This window comes from Micromonospora citrea (assembly GCF_900090315.1).
Classification (GTDB): Bacteria; Actinomycetota; Actinomycetes; order Mycobacteriales; family Micromonosporaceae; genus Micromonospora; species Micromonospora citrea.
This window is the reverse complement of record NZ_FMHZ01000002.1, coordinates 4,155,954-4,169,278: the sequence shown is the minus strand read 5'-3', so window position 1 is coordinate 4,169,278 and position 13,325 is coordinate 4,155,954. Positions and strand designations below refer to the sequence as shown.

The following is a 13,325-nucleotide window of genomic DNA, read 5'->3' as shown; positions in this document are numbered from 1 at the left end:
GCTTACAACGTTGTAGAAACCAGGGACGGCGGGTGACCGGGGTCACCCGGAGACCGGTGACAGGAAGGTGGCATCCCTTGCGGACCGCGCAGCTCACGATCGACCCGGCCTTCGCGATCGGACCGGCCGACCGGCGACTCTTCGGCTCCTTCGTCGAGCACATGGGCCGCTGCGTCTACGGCGGAGTCTACGAACCCGGGCACCCGAGCGCCGACCCGCGCGGCCTGCGCGGCGACGTGCTGGAGCTGACCCGCGAGCTGGGCGTGTCGGTCGTCCGCTACCCCGGCGGCAACTTCGTCTCCGGCTACCGCTGGGAGGACGGCGTCGGCCCCGCCGGCGACCGCCCCCGCCGCCTCGACCTGGCCTGGAAGACGATCGAGACCAACGCCTTCGGGCTCGACGAGTTCATGACCTGGGCCACGGCGGCCGAGGTCGAGCCGATGATGGCCGTCAACCTCGGCACGCGGGGCGTGCAGGAGGCCTGCGACCTGCTCGAATACACCAACCACCCGGGCGGGACCCAGCTGTCCGACCTGCGCCGCAAGCACGGCGCCGAGAAGCCGTACGGGGTGCGGCTCTGGTGCCTCGGCAACGAACTGGACGGCCCGTGGCAGGTCGGCCACAAGACCGCCGACGAATACGGCCGGCTCGCCGCCGAGACCGCCCGCGCCATGAAGATGATCGACCCGTCGATCAGCCTCGTCGCCTGCGGCAGCTCCAACCGGACGATGTCCACGTTCGCCTCGTGGGAGGCGACCGTGCTGGAGCACACCTACGAGCACGTCGACTACATCTCCGCGCACACCTACTACGACCCGTCAGACGGCGACCGGGCCAGCATCCTCGCCTCCGCCGTCGACATGGACAACTTCATCCGCGAGGTCGTCGCCACCGCCGACCACGTGGCCGCCAAGCAGCGGCACCGGCGCAAGCTCAGGATCTCCTTCGACGAGTGGAACGTCTGGTACCAGTCGCGCCTCCAGGCCGACCTGGACCGGCGCGGCTGGGTGGAGGCCCCGGCGCTGATCGAGGACGACTTCACCGCCGTCGACGCGGTGGTGGTCGGCGACCTCCTGATCACCCTGCTCCGGCACGCCGACCGGGTCGGGGTGGCCTGCCAGGCCCAGCTCGCCAACGTCATCGCCCCGATCCGCACCCGCACCGGCGGTCCGGCCTGGCGGCAGAGCATCTTCCACCCGTTCGCGCTGACCGCCCGGCACGCCCGGGGCACCGTGCTGCGCACCGAGCCGGTCGGCCCGACCTACGTCACGAAGCGGTACGGCGAGGTCCCGGTGCTCGACACGGTCGCCGTGCACGACGAGGAGACGGGCGAGCTGACCGTCTTCGCGGTCAACCGGGGCAACACGGACCTGGAGCTGCACCTCGACCTGCGCGGCCTCGCAGGACTGTCCGCTTCATCGCACGTGAGCCTCGCCGCCGGGGACGACCCGACGGCGACGAACACCGAGGCGGAGCCCGAGCGGGTGACGCCCCGGCCGCAACCCACCCCCACCATCGACGGCGGCCGGTGCTCCCTGCGCCTGCCCGCCGTCTCCTGGAACGTGCTGCGCTTCTCCCCCGCCGGCCGCTGACGCCGGGCAGGCACAGTTCATCCCCGTCCCCAAGGAGTGGATCCCAATGACGCAGAACGAGATGAGCCGGCGCCGACTGCTCGGCCTCGGCCTCGGGCTCGGCGCCGCCGCCTCGCTGACCCTCGCCGGATGCGGCGGCGACGACGACAGCTCGGGCCCGACGGCCGGCAACGGCGGCAAGGACTACACCGGCCCCAAGGTGGACCTGAAGCTCTGGAACGGGTTCACCGGCGGCGACGGCGACATCTTCAAGGCGCTGGTGACCCGGTTCAACAGCGAGCACCAGAACATCGCCGTCACGACCGCGACGTACGAGTGGGTGGACTACTACGCCAAGCTTCCCGGCGCCGCCTCCAGCGGCAGCGGGCCGGACATCGCGGTCATGCACATGGACCAGCTCGCCACCTTCGCCGCACGCGGCGTCATCACCGAACTCGACGACGTGGCCAGGGCGCTCGAGCTGAGCGAGGGCGACTTCGCCCCCACCGTCTGGAAGGGCGGGCTCTACAACGACAAGCGGTACGGCATCCCGCTGGACATGCACCCGCTCGGCTTCTACTACAACAAGGCGGTCATGGCGAAGGCCGGACTGGACCCGAACAGGCCGCCGACGACGAAGGACGACTACGCCGCCGCGCTGGCCGAGCTGAAGAAGTCCGGCGTGCAGGGCTTCTGGGTCAGCCCGTTCCAGTTCACCGGCGGCATGACCTTCTACTCCCTGCTGCACCAGTGGGGCGGCAGCGTCTTCGACGCCGAGGCCACCAGGGCCACCTTCAACTCCGACCAGGCCGTCGAGGCGTGCACCTGGCTGACCGACATGGTCAGGCAGGGCCACTCCCCGGCCAACGTCGGCCAGGACGCCGACTACCTGGCCTTCAAGAGCGGCAGGAACGCCTTCAACTGGAACGGCATCTGGCAGGTCAACGACCTGAAGAAGAGCCCGGGCATCCAGTGGGGCGTCGCGCCCCTGCCGCAGATCGGCACGCAGCCGGCCGCCTGGGCCAACTCGCACAACTTCACGATCGTCAAGCAGCGGGCCGGCGACGCCAACAAGGTCTCGGCGGCGAAGGTCTTCATCAACTGGCTCAGCCAGCACTCCCTCGACTGGGCCAAGGGCGGCCAGGTCCCGGCCCGCAAGACCGTCCGGGACAGCGCCGACTTCAAGGCGCTGGCCGAGGTCAACGCGCTCGCCCCCGAGCTGGAGTACGCGGCCTTCCCGCCGGCCACCCCCGGCCTCGGCGAGGTCATGACGACCTTCTACAACTCGTTCAACGAGGCCGCGCTGGGCAAGAAGTCGCCGAAGCAGGCGCTGGACGACGGGGTCGCCAAGGCCAACAAGCAGCTGGAGGACAACCGCAAGAAGTACGGGAGCTGAGTCCCCGTGGCGGACGTGATCGAGGTCGGGGCGGCGCGGGGCGACGCGCCGCCCCCGGCGGCCGGCGCCGCCCGCCGGGGCGCCCCGTCGGGCCGGTCGGGGCGGCTGACGCCGTACCTCTTCCTCGCCCCGTACCTGGTCCTGTTCGGGCTCTTCGGCCTCCTGCCGATCCTGCTCGGCCTCTGGCTCAGCGTGCACCAGTGGGACTTCCAGCTGCCCAACCGACCCTTCGTCGGGCTGGACAACTACCGGGAGCTCTTCTCCAGCGACTCGGCCGTCCACGGCGACTGGTGGCAGAGCGTCCGGGCCACCGCGATCTTCACCGTGTTCGCGGTGCCGCTGCTGGTGGTGGTCCCGCTCGGGCTGGCGCTGCTGCTGAACCGCTCGTTCCCGGGCCGGACCTTCTTCCGGGCGGTCTACTTCGCGCCGTACGTGCTGGGCGTGGCGGTGATCGGCCTGCTCTGGCGGTTCCTGCTCGACGCCAACCTGGGCCTGGTCAACCGGCTCGCCGGGGCGGTCGGGCTGCCGGCCGACACCCCCTGGGTGACGGACGTGCCGTGGGCCTGGGTGTCGCTGGTCGGGGTGACCGTCTGGTGGACCTCCGGCTTCAACGCCGTGATCTACCTGGCCGGGCTCCAGGACATCCCGCAGGAGCTGTACGAGGCGGCGAGGGTCGACGGCGCGAGCGCCTGGGAACGGTTCCGGCACGTGACGCTGCCCGGGCTGCGTCCGGTGCTGCTGTTCGTGATCACCACGACCGTGCTCGCCTCGGCCAACGTGTTCGGGCAGTCGTTCCTGATCACCCAGGGCGCACCGGGCACGGAGACCCGCACGGTGGTCTGGTTCATCGTCGACGAGGGGCTGCGGGACAACGACGCGGGCCGCGCCGCCGCGATGAGCATCGTGTTCGCCCTGATGCTGGCGGTGGTGAGCATCGCCAACTTCCGCCTCTTCCGCTACCGGGAAGACTGAGGGGACCGCCATGACGACGTCCACGCCCACGTCCACGCCCGCCCCCGCGCCGAGCCGGACCGGCGCCCCGGCGGCCCGCCGCGCCCCCGGGACCGCGCTGCGCCGCGCCGCGCTCTACGCCGCCCTGGTGGCCCTCGCCCTGGTCTTCCTGACGCCGCTGGTGTGGATGGTCGTCACCTCGCTGAAGACCTACACCGGGGCCCAGCGGATCCCGCCGACCTGGCTGCCGAGCCCCGTCTCCGGGTACGGCTACGAACAGATCCTGAACAACTCCGCCAACCCCGTGCTGCGCTGGTTCCTCAACAGCATGCTGGCCGCCACGCTGCACGCGCTGCTGGTGCTGGCGACCGCCTCGATGGCCGCGTACGCCCTGGCCAGGATGCGGTTCCGCGGCCGCAGGGTGCTCTTCGCGCTGATCGTCGGGACGCTGTTCGTCCCGCCGACCTCGCTGATCATCCCGAACTTCCTGATCGTCGACGAGCTGAACTGGGTCGACACCCTGGCCGTGGTGGTCGTCCCCGGGGCGGCGAGCGCGTTCGGGGTGTTCTTCCTGCGGCAGTTCTTCCTCAGCCTGCCCCGCGAGCTGGAGGAGGCCGCGGTGCTCGACGGGGCCGGCCAGTGGCAGATCTTCTGGAAGGTGGTGCTGCCGCTGTCGAAGCCGGCGCTCGCCACCCTCGCCGTGCTGTCGTTCCTGACCAACTGGAACGACTTCCTCTGGCCGATCTTCGTGCTGTTCAGCCCGGAGATGCTCACCCTGCCGCCGGGGCTGGGCCTGCTCCAGGGCGCCTACAACACGGACTATCCGGTGATCATGGCGGGTGCGGTGCTGGCCAGCGTGCCGGTGCTGATCCTCTTCGTGCTCGCCCAGCGGCACATCATCCAGGGCGTCTCCCGCAGCGGCCTCAAGGGATGACGCCCGGCCGCTGCCGGATCAGACGGGAGCCGGATCCCGGGAACCGGCGGCAGGGGAGCCCTGGGCGAGCCGGTTGTTCCGGTAGCCGTAGCCGACGTAGATCAGCACGCCGAGCAGCATCCACGCGCCGAACCGCAGCCAGGTCTCCACCGACAGGTTCAGCATCAGGTAGAGGCAGGCCAGCGCCGACCCGATCGGCAGCACGGGGGAGAACGGCACCCGGAACGGCCGGTCCAGGTCGGGGCGCTTGCGCCGCAGGATCGGCACGGCGACCGAGACCAGCACGAACGCGGCGAGCGCGCCGATGCTGACCAGATCCGCCAGGGCGGAGAGGGGCAGGAAGCCCGCGAGCAGCGCGACCGCCACCGTCATGACCGCCGAGATCCGGTACGGGGTGCCCCAGCGCGGGTGCACCTTGGCGACCGACGGCGGGATCAGCCCGTCCCGGCCGAGGGCGAAGCCGATCCGGCCCATGGCGACCAGGTCGACGAGGATCACGCTGGTCAGGCCGGCGACGGCGGCGATGGAGACCAGGATGCCGGCCCACTCGGCGCCGACCGCGTTGAAGGCCGCCGCGATCGGGGCGCCCCGGTCGATCTCGGTGTACGGCACCATGCCCACCACGACCAGCGAGACGCCGATGTACAGCACGGTCGAGATCAGCAGGGTGCCGAGCAGACCGAGGGTGAGGTCCCGGCGGGGTCGTCTCGCCTCCTCGCCGAGGTTGGCGACCGCCTCGAAGCCGGTGTACGCGAAGAAGACCACGGCGGCGGCGCTGAGTACGCCCACGAAGCCGAACACCGAGGGCTCCAGGCCGAAGAGCGCCTGGGTGACGGGCTGCCTGACGCCGTCCTCGCCGCCGTCGGCGGGCCGGGCCGGCGGGATGAACGGGGTGAGGTTGGCGGCCTTCACGAAGAACAGGCCGGCGACCACGATGAAGACGCAGATGGCGACCTTGACCAGCACCAGCAGGTTGGTGACCCGGGCGGACTCGCGTACGCCGACGATCGCCACGACGCCGAGCAGCAGCACGATGCCGATGGCGCCGACGTTGACGACGCTGCCCTCCTCGCCGAACCAGGCGGTGGGCAGGCCGACGAGTTCGGCGAGGTAGCCGGACCAACCGCGCGCCACCACGGCCGCGCCGAGGGCGAACTCCAGCAGCAGGTCCCAGCCGATGATCCAGGCGACGATCTCGCCCATCGTCGCGTACGCGTAGGTGTAGGCGCTGCCGGCGGTCGGGACGCTGGAGGCCAGTTCGGCGTAACAGAGGGCGGCCAGCAGGGCGACCAGGCCGGCGATGGCGAACGAGATCACCACGCCCGGCCCGGCGCTGTCGCGGGCCTCGATGCCGGTGAGGGTGAAGATGCCGGTGCCGATCACGATGCCGATGCCGAAGCCGGTGAGGTCGCGGGCGCGCAGCCGCCGCCGCAGGCCCGGCCCGCCGTCGCCGCCGTCGGACTCGCCCTGGGCCAGCACGTCCCCGATCGGCTTGGTACGCAGCACAGACACCGCGCGTCACCCCCTTATCGCCGCCGGACCGCCCCACGGCGGGCCGGTGACCGGCGTTGCTACCCGGGGCGAACCCGTCCCAATCGCTGCGGCCATCGCATTCCGGTCACAACCGCGGGTGTGCGCGGCGTCACGGACCGCGTCGTGATCCCGGCCACCCGGGCGAGCCGAACCCGACGGACGGACCTATCCGGCGCAGACCCTTGCGCCGAACCCAGGAGGTGTGAAAATTTTCTACCAAGCGGCAGATAGCCGACGGCGAATCTTGCCGGTAACCGCCGCGACGAACCCCCTGACACGGGAGCCCCAACGAAGGGACACACCGCATGAAGGCAACTCGGCTCGGAGCCGCCGGGCTGGCCGCCGCACTGCTCGGCGCACTCGTCGCCGCCACCCCCGCGGGCGCGGCGCCCGACGCGGCGACCACCGCCTCCACCACCACCTGCGTCACCGACCCGGCCACGCCGAAGCGGCAGTTCCGGGCCATGTGGATCTCCTCGGTCGTCAACATCGACTGGCCGACCAAGGCGTCCCAGACCGCACCCGACCGCATCGCCACCCAGAAGGCCGAATACCGCGAACTGCTCGACCTCGCCGAGCGGCTCAACCACAACGCCGTGGTCGTCCAGGTCCGGCCGACCGCCGACGCGTTCTGGCCCTCGCCGCACGAGCCGTGGTCGGAGTACCTGACCGGGGTCCGTGGCGAGAACCCGGGCTGGGACCCGCTGGCCTTCCTGGTCGCCGAGGCGCACGAGCGGAACCTGGAGTTCCACGCCTGGTTCAACCCGTACCGCGTCTCCATGCCCGCCCCGGGCGGCGCCGGCGCCGACATCAGCAAGCTCGCGCCCAACCACCCGGCGCGCGAGCACCCCGAGTGGACCTTCGCCTACCCGCCGGCCGGGGTCGCCGGCAGCCGGCTCTACTACAACCCCGGCATCCCGGAGGTCCGCGAGTTCGTCCAGACCGCGATGATGGACGCGGTCAAGCGGTACGACGTCGACGGCGTGCACTTCGACGACTACTTCTACCCCTACCCGAGCGGCACCCACCAGGTGCCCGACGACGCCACCTTCGCGGCGCACAACCGGGGCTTCACCGACAAGGCCGACTGGCGGCGGGACAACATCAACCTGCTGATCCAGGAGATGAACGCCAAGATCAAGGCCGCGAAGCCGTGGGTGAAGTTCGGCGTCAGCCCGTTCGGCATCTGGCGTAACCAGTCGGCCGACCCGCTGGGCTCGGACACCACCGGCAGCCAGTCGTACGACATCATCTCCGCCGACACCCGCAAGTGGGTCAAGGAGGAGTGGATCGACTACATCGTGCCGCAGCTCTACTGGTACATCGGCCAGTACCCGGCCGCCGACTACGCCCGGCTGGTGCCGTGGTGGGCGGACGTGGTCAAGGGCACCCGGGTGCAGCTCTACATCGGGCAGGCCGACTACAAGAGCGGCGAACCGGTCTACGGCTCGTTCTGGATGAACCCGCGGGAGCTGACCAACCACCTGACGCTGAACCGGCAGTACCCGGAGGTGCTGGGCAACGTCCACTTCTCGGCGGTGCAGGTCCGGGCCAACCGGCTCGGCGCGACCGACATCTACGCCGCGGAGCACTACTCGCGGCCGGCGCTGGTCCCGACCATGACGCACCTGCCGAAGAAGCCGCTGCTCATGCCCGTGGTCACCAAGGCCGCGCGGCAGGAGGACGGGGTCCGGCTGAACTGGCTCCAGCCGGCCGACGGCGTGAGCCCGCTCGGCACCGCCGCGTCGTACGCGATCTACCGCTTCGACGGGGTGGGCCTGGCGGACCGGTGCGACTTCGCCGACGCGGCACACCTGGTCGACACGGTCCGCGCCGACGGTGACCTCCGGACGCAGTCCTGGGTGGACACCACCGCCGAGGCGGGCAAGCGGTACACGTACTACGTGACCGCGCTCGACCGGCTGGCGAACGAGAGCCCGGCCAGCCCGCCGGCGTTCGTGCGCTGACGTTCCACCGAATGCCCCGGGTGCCCCTGGCGCCCGGGGCATTCGCCTGCCTCGGCAAGCGTGCGCGGTGCACCGGCCACGGTCAGGCGTGCTCGGTGTGCCGGTCCGGCGTGACCGGCCGGCGGGCCGGGCGGGCCGAATCCACGCCGAACCGGGTCGAGTCGGCGGCCAGGTCCGGATGCTCGACGCCCAGCGCCAGCGCCGCCGCCTCCTCCAGGCCCAACTCCGCGCCCTCGCCGTACGCGTCGTCGAAGGCGGCGTCGCCCAGCACCCGGCGCAGCTCCACCTGCCACCGCGCCCAGTACGTCCCGTAGATGCCGGGGGCGCACCGCATGCTCGCCCGGATCGCGCCCGCCGCGCCGAACAGCCGGGCGGCCGTCAGCCCGTCGCCGCCGGCGGCGCAGCGCACCGCGAGCGCGTGCAGCGTGTCGCAGGCCCGGCCGTGGAAGCCGTGACTCATCCGGGAGCGGAGCGCCACCTGAAGGTGCTCGTGCGCCGCGATCAGGTCGCCGCGGGCCAGGGCCACCATCCCGAGCAGCATGTCGACCGAGCGCCGTCCCCGCTCGACCGGACGGGCCGCCTCGACCGGCCGGGCCGCGCCCAGCAGCTCGGCGGCCTCGTCCAGGGCGCCCCGCCGCCAGAGCAGGCCGGCGAGGCTGAACACGGCGAACAGCGCGTCGCCCACCACGTCCTCGTCGTGCGCCCAGTCGATGACCTCCCGGCAGACCCGCTCGGCCTCCGCGAACTGTCCCATGTCGACCAGCGGGGCGGCCCGCCCGGCGAGCACCCGCGCGAGCAGCGCCGCGTCGCCGGCCTGCCGGGCCGCCGCCTCCGCCCGTTGGGAGAAGCGCAGCTCCTCGGCGAACTCGCCGTCCGCGCCGGCGTGCAGCGAGTGCATGTGGTACGCCGCCGCCAGCTCGGCCTCCGGAATCCGCTCGCCGGTCTCGGCGATCCGCCCGTACAGCCGGAACAGCCAGAGCCGCCCCTCCCGGGCCAGGCCCCGCTCCCGCCACCACTGGTCCAGGCCACCGGCCAGCCGCAGGCCCGCCCGGGCGCTGCCGCCGGTCGCGCACCAGCGCAGCGCGGCGCGCAACTCCCCGGCGAGCGGGTCGAGGGCGTAGAGCGAGAGCGTGACCGGTCGACCGTCCGGGCCGAGGTGTGCCCGCTCCAGCGCGTGCGTCGACCAGGCGACGTGCCGGTCCCGGGCGGCCTGCTCCTCCCCCGCCTCCGCCAGCCGCCGGGCCGCGTACGCCCGGATCGGGTCGAGCATCCGGTAGGTGCTGCCCGAAGCGTGCGGCTCGGCCAGCACCATCGACTTGTCGACCAGCACGGAGAGCGGGTCGAGCGGATCGGTGCCGAGCAGCCATTCCACCGCCGCCAGGTCCACCGGACCGGCAAAGACCGCCAGCCAGCGCAGCAACCGGGCGGCGCGTGGCCCCAGCGTCCGGTACGACCAGGTGACCGTGGCCTGCATCGTGAGGTGCCGTTCGGTGGCGGACCGCTGCACCGCCCGGGTCGCCGGAGTGGGCGGCGACACTCCGACGGCCGCCGCGACCAGGTCCACCGTGTCCTGCTGGTTGCCCGTCCAGCCGCGCTCCACCGGGGGCGGCTCCGGGTCCTCCCGGCCCGCGTCCAGCGTGCCGAGCACGTCGTCGAGGCGCTCGGCGAGCTGGCCGACGGAGAGCACCCGCAGCCGGGCGGCGGCCAGCTCGATGGCGAGCGGCAGCCCGTCCAGCCGCCGCACCACCCGGCGCAGGTCCGACGACTCGGCCGGGTCCGGCGGCCGACCGCCCCGGGCCGCCGCCGTCCGGGCCAGCAGCAGCGCGACCGCGTCGCTCTCCGCCCCGTCCGGCGGCGGGTCGACCGACAGCGGCGGGATCCGCCAGACCACCTCGCCGGGCAGGCCGAACGACTCCCGGCTGGTGGCCAGCACCTGGACGCCCACACCGCCGGCGAGCAGCCGCGAGATCACGTCGGCCGAGGCGGCCGGCTGGGCGTCGCAGGTGTCCAGGACCACCAGCATCCGGCGCGCGGCGGCGTACTCCACCAGGGTCTCGACCATCGGGCGGCCGGGCTCGGGGCGCAGGCCGAGCACGGCGGCGACGGCGAACGCCACCAGACCCGGGTCGGTGACCGCGGCGATGTCGACGAACCAGACGCCGTCCGGGTACGCCTCCACGAGGTCGCCGGCGAGTTCCACGGCGAGCCGGGTCTTGCCGGCGCCGCCCGCGCCCAGCACGGTGACCAGCCGGTGCGCCTCGACCAGCCGCCTCAGCTCGGCGCGCTCGGCCTGCCGGCCGACGAACGAGGTGACCTGGGTGGGCAGGTTGTGCGCGATCGCGTCGGCGGTACGCGGGCGCGGGAACTGACGCTCCAGACCCGGGGCGACCAGTTGGAAGAGGCGTTCCCGGTCGTCGAAGCCGCGCAGCCGGTGCAGGCCCAGGTCCAGCAGGGACGCGCCGGCCGGCAGCGGGTCGGCGTGCCGCGCGGTCGACGCCGAGCAGAGCACCTGCCCGCCGTGCGCGGCGGCGGCGACGCGGGCCGCGCGGTGCACCTCGGGGCTGGCGTACTCGCCGTCGCGCGGCTCGGCCCGCCCGGTGTGCAGGCCCATCCGGACCCGGGGCACGGCGTCCGGGGTGGGCCAGTCGTGGCTGGCCAGCGCGCGCTGGGCGGTCAGGCACGCGGTCAGGGCGGCGGTCGCGTCGCCGAAGGCGAGGAAGAACGAGTCGCCCTCGGTCAGCAGTTCCGCGCCCTCGGTCGCGGCGATCGTCCGGCGCAACAGGCGCCGGTGCTCCCGCAGCACCGGCCGGTAGTCCGGGCCGAGCATCTGGGCCAGCCGGGTCGACCCCTCGATGTCGGTGAAGACGAAGGTCACCCACCCGCTCGGGAGGTGGATCCGTGGCGACATGCGTGGGACCTCCCCCGTGACGTCGGACTCATGCTGCCTGATACCGGGCCGTCACGCATCGTGAGAACGGTCGACCGGGTCGGACTCACGGTGCCCGACGGTCGCGGCGCGGACGGGCGGGACCGGCCCGACGGTCGGCGGACGCGACGCGTCAGCAGCCGCAGGCGCCGCCGCAGCAGCCGCCTCCGCCCACGGCGGGCGCGCCGCCGGCCGCGCCGGCGCCCCGGCTGGTGACGGCGACCGTGGAGAGGAGCTTGACCGTGTCGGTGTGTCCCCACGGGCAGGGCGCCGGCTCGCCGGCCTGCGCCATCGGACGGTTGACCTCGAAGGTGTCGCCGCACGCGCGGCAACGGAACTCGTACCGGGGCATGACATCAGGGTACGGCCGAGCCTGACTCCCGAGGAGACATGGGTGATACTCAACTTGTGGTGGACGGCGAGGACAGATCGAACCTTCGGCCCCTGCGACCGGCCGTGCCGCCCGACGGGCCGCTCCCCGGCTCCGGGGCGGCGTCCGGGCCGCCGGCACGGCTGCCCCGTCCCCGCCGTCCGTGGCTGAGGTCCGAGGCCCCCGCCGACGCCCCGAGGCCCGCCGAGCCGTCGACCCCGCCCGCCCCACCGTCCGGTCAGGACGCCCCGGCGCCCGGGCCCGCGCCAGCGGCGGCCACCCCCGGGCGGGCCGCCGACGAGGCGAAACCCGCCGGCACGCCCACCGACACGGCGAAGACCGCCGGCACGCCCGCCGACACGGCGAAGACCGCCGACGCACCCGCCGACACGGCGAAGACCGCCGACGCACCCGCCGACACGGCGAAGACCGCCGACGCACCCGCCGACACGGCGAAGACCGCCGACGCACCCGCCGACACGGCGAAGACCGCCGACGCACCCGCCGACACGGCGAAGGCCGCCGACGCACCCGCCGACACGGCGAAGACGGGCGACGCACCCAGCGACACGGCGAAGACCGGCGACACGGCGAAGACCGGCGACGCACCCAGCGACACGGCGAAGGCCGCCGGCGACGCGGGGAAGCCCGCCGGCTCAGGTGCCGGGGGCGGGGGCGGTTCCGCCGGGGCGTCGGCGGGCGGTACCGACCTCACCACGACGAAGGTCGACGCGCCCGTCGACGGAGCGGCCGGGCGGGCGCGGCGGCACCGGGTGCCGTTCGCGCACGCCGTACGCCTGCGGCCGCGCAAGGTGGCGGCGACCGCGGTCCGCGCGACCCGGGACTGGTCGCGGCGGCCCAGCGGGCGGCTGACCCTGCCCGGAGTGTTCCTGCTGGCCCTGGTCGCGGCGACCGCCGCGGCGGGGGCGCTGCTGGTGCCCGCCACGGTCCGCGCGCCCCGCCCGGTCGCCGACGCCGCCTCCGTCGCGCCGACGGCGGCCCCGCAGGATCCGTTGCCCGGCGGGCTGCCGCTGCCCACCCAGACGGTGCCGCCGCTCGGCACGCTGCCGACCGGTCCCGCCGTCGGCGGGGTGACCACCGGCCGGCCCTCCGACGCCCTCGCCGGCTGGGCCGCCGAGTTCGGCCCGAAGGTCGGCATCTCGCCGGTCGCCATGCAGGCGTACGGCTACGCCGAGCTGGTGCTCGCCCAGACCAACCGCAGTTGCGGCCTGAGCTGGACCACGCTGGCGGCGATCGGCTTCGTCGAGTCCGGGCACGGGCAGGCCAACAACGCCCGGCTCGGCCAGGACGGCAAGGCGCTCCCGGAGATCATCGGTCTGCCGTTGGACGGGCAGGGCAACCGGATGCGGATCGCCGACACCGACGGCGGCCGGCTGGACAAGGACACCACCTTCGACCGGGCCGTCGGGCCGATGCAGTTCATCCCGACCACCTGGCAGGAGATCGGGGCGGACGCCGACAACGACGGCGTCAAGGACCCGCACGACCTGGACGACGCCGCCCTCGCCGCCGGCAACTACCTCTGCAAGGGCGGGCGGAACCTGACCATCCCGGCCGACTGGTGGAACGCCATCCTGTCCTACAACGACGTCCGCCGTTACGCCCAGGACGTCTTCGACACCGCCAACCGCTACGGGCAGGCCAGCCGCACGTGAA

The 13,325-nt window shown here is 73.2% G+C and carries 9 protein-coding genes; 6 read left to right on the top strand and 3 right to left on the bottom strand.

Annotation, left to right across the window (positions count from 1 at the left end; genetic code table 11):
* Positions 1-77 precede the first annotated feature (77 nt).
* Genes arfA through GA0070606_RS19110 form a run of 4 tightly spaced genes read left to right on the top strand, consistent with a single transcriptional unit; the run spans position 78 to position 4,852 of the window.
* Positions 78-1,592, top strand: coding sequence for an arabinosylfuranosidase ArfA (arfA, locus tag GA0070606_RS19125; RefSeq protein WP_091102247.1), 1,515 nt, complete (start codon positions 78-80; stop codon positions 1,590-1,592).
* Positions 1,593-1,638: 46 nt separating this feature from the next.
* The gene (locus GA0070606_RS19120) at positions 1,639-2,967 is read left to right on the top strand and encodes an ABC transporter substrate-binding protein (RefSeq protein ID WP_091102245.1); all 1,329 of its coding nucleotides are present in this window, start codon (positions 1,639-1,641) and stop codon (positions 2,965-2,967) included.
* Positions 2,968-2,973: 6 nt separating this feature from the next.
* Positions 2,974-3,939: a carbohydrate ABC transporter permease gene (locus tag GA0070606_RS19115; protein ID WP_091102242.1), complete on the top strand. Its 966-nt coding sequence runs from the start codon at positions 2,974-2,976 to the stop codon at positions 3,937-3,939.
* A gap of 10 nt (positions 3,940-3,949) precedes the next feature.
* Positions 3,950-4,852, top strand: a complete 903-nt coding sequence (locus tag GA0070606_RS19110; protein ID WP_091102239.1) for a carbohydrate ABC transporter permease — start codon at positions 3,950-3,952, stop codon at positions 4,850-4,852.
* An 18-nt stretch (positions 4,853-4,870) separates the two neighbouring features.
* On the opposite strand, the gene GA0070606_RS19105 is transcribed toward GA0070606_RS19110, so the two are convergent.
* Positions 4,871-6,364: an amino acid permease gene (locus tag GA0070606_RS19105; RefSeq protein WP_091102235.1), complete on the bottom strand. Its 1,494-nt coding sequence runs from the start codon at positions 6,362-6,364 to the stop codon at positions 4,871-4,873.
* 326 nt (positions 6,365-6,690) lie between these two features.
* Here GA0070606_RS19105 and GA0070606_RS19100 point away from each other — a divergent pair, with 326 nt between their 5' ends.
* The gene (locus GA0070606_RS19100) at positions 6,691-8,352 is read left to right on the top strand and encodes a glycoside hydrolase family 10-like protein (protein WP_091102232.1); all 1,662 of its coding nucleotides are present in this window, start codon (positions 6,691-6,693) and stop codon (positions 8,350-8,352) included.
* A gap of 82 nt (positions 8,353-8,434) precedes the next feature.
* On the opposite strand, the gene GA0070606_RS19095 is transcribed toward GA0070606_RS19100, so the two are convergent.
* Together GA0070606_RS19095 and GA0070606_RS19090 are read right to left on the bottom strand one after the other, a co-directional pair.
* Positions 8,435-11,260 (bottom strand): ATP-binding protein, encoded by a 2,826-nt coding sequence (locus tag GA0070606_RS19095; protein WP_245724739.1) that lies wholly within the window; start codon positions 11,258-11,260, stop codon positions 8,435-8,437.
* Between the two features lie 151 nt (positions 11,261-11,411).
* Positions 11,412-11,630, bottom strand: a complete 219-nt coding sequence (locus GA0070606_RS19090) for an FmdB family zinc ribbon protein (RefSeq protein ID WP_091102229.1) — start codon at positions 11,628-11,630, stop codon at positions 11,412-11,414.
* 38 nt (positions 11,631-11,668) lie between these two features.
* Here GA0070606_RS19090 and GA0070606_RS32075 point away from each other — a divergent pair, with 38 nt between their 5' ends.
* The gene (locus GA0070606_RS32075; RefSeq protein WP_425413059.1) at positions 11,669-13,324 is read left to right on the top strand and encodes a lytic murein transglycosylase; all 1,656 of its coding nucleotides are present in this window, start codon (positions 11,669-11,671) and stop codon (positions 13,322-13,324) included.
* The last annotated feature ends 1 nt before the right edge of the window (position 13,325 follow it).

What these genes read in the sequence shown, in the direction of transcription:
- GA0070606_RS19120 (WP_091102245.1), top strand. Translation starts at nt 1,639, where the DNA reads ATGACGCAGAACGAGATGAGCCGGCGCCGACTGCTCGGCCTCGGCCTC.
- GA0070606_RS19110 (WP_091102239.1), top strand. Translation starts at nt 3,950, where the DNA reads ATGACGACGTCCACGCCCACGTCCACGCCCGCCCCCGCGCCGAGCCGG.
- GA0070606_RS19100 (WP_091102232.1), top strand. Translation starts at nt 6,691, where the DNA reads ATGAAGGCAACTCGGCTCGGAGCCGCCGGGCTGGCCGCCGCACTGCTC.
- GA0070606_RS19095 (WP_245724739.1), bottom strand. Translation starts at nt 11,260, where the DNA reads ATGTCGCCACGGATCCACCTCCCGAGCGGGTGGGTGACCTTCGTCTTC.
- GA0070606_RS19090 (WP_091102229.1), bottom strand. Translation starts at nt 11,630, where the DNA reads ATGCCCCGGTACGAGTTCCGTTGCCGCGCGTGCGGCGACACCTTCGAG.
- GA0070606_RS32075 (WP_425413059.1), top strand. Translation starts at nt 11,669, where the DNA reads ATGGGTGATACTCAACTTGTGGTGGACGGCGAGGACAGATCGAACCTT.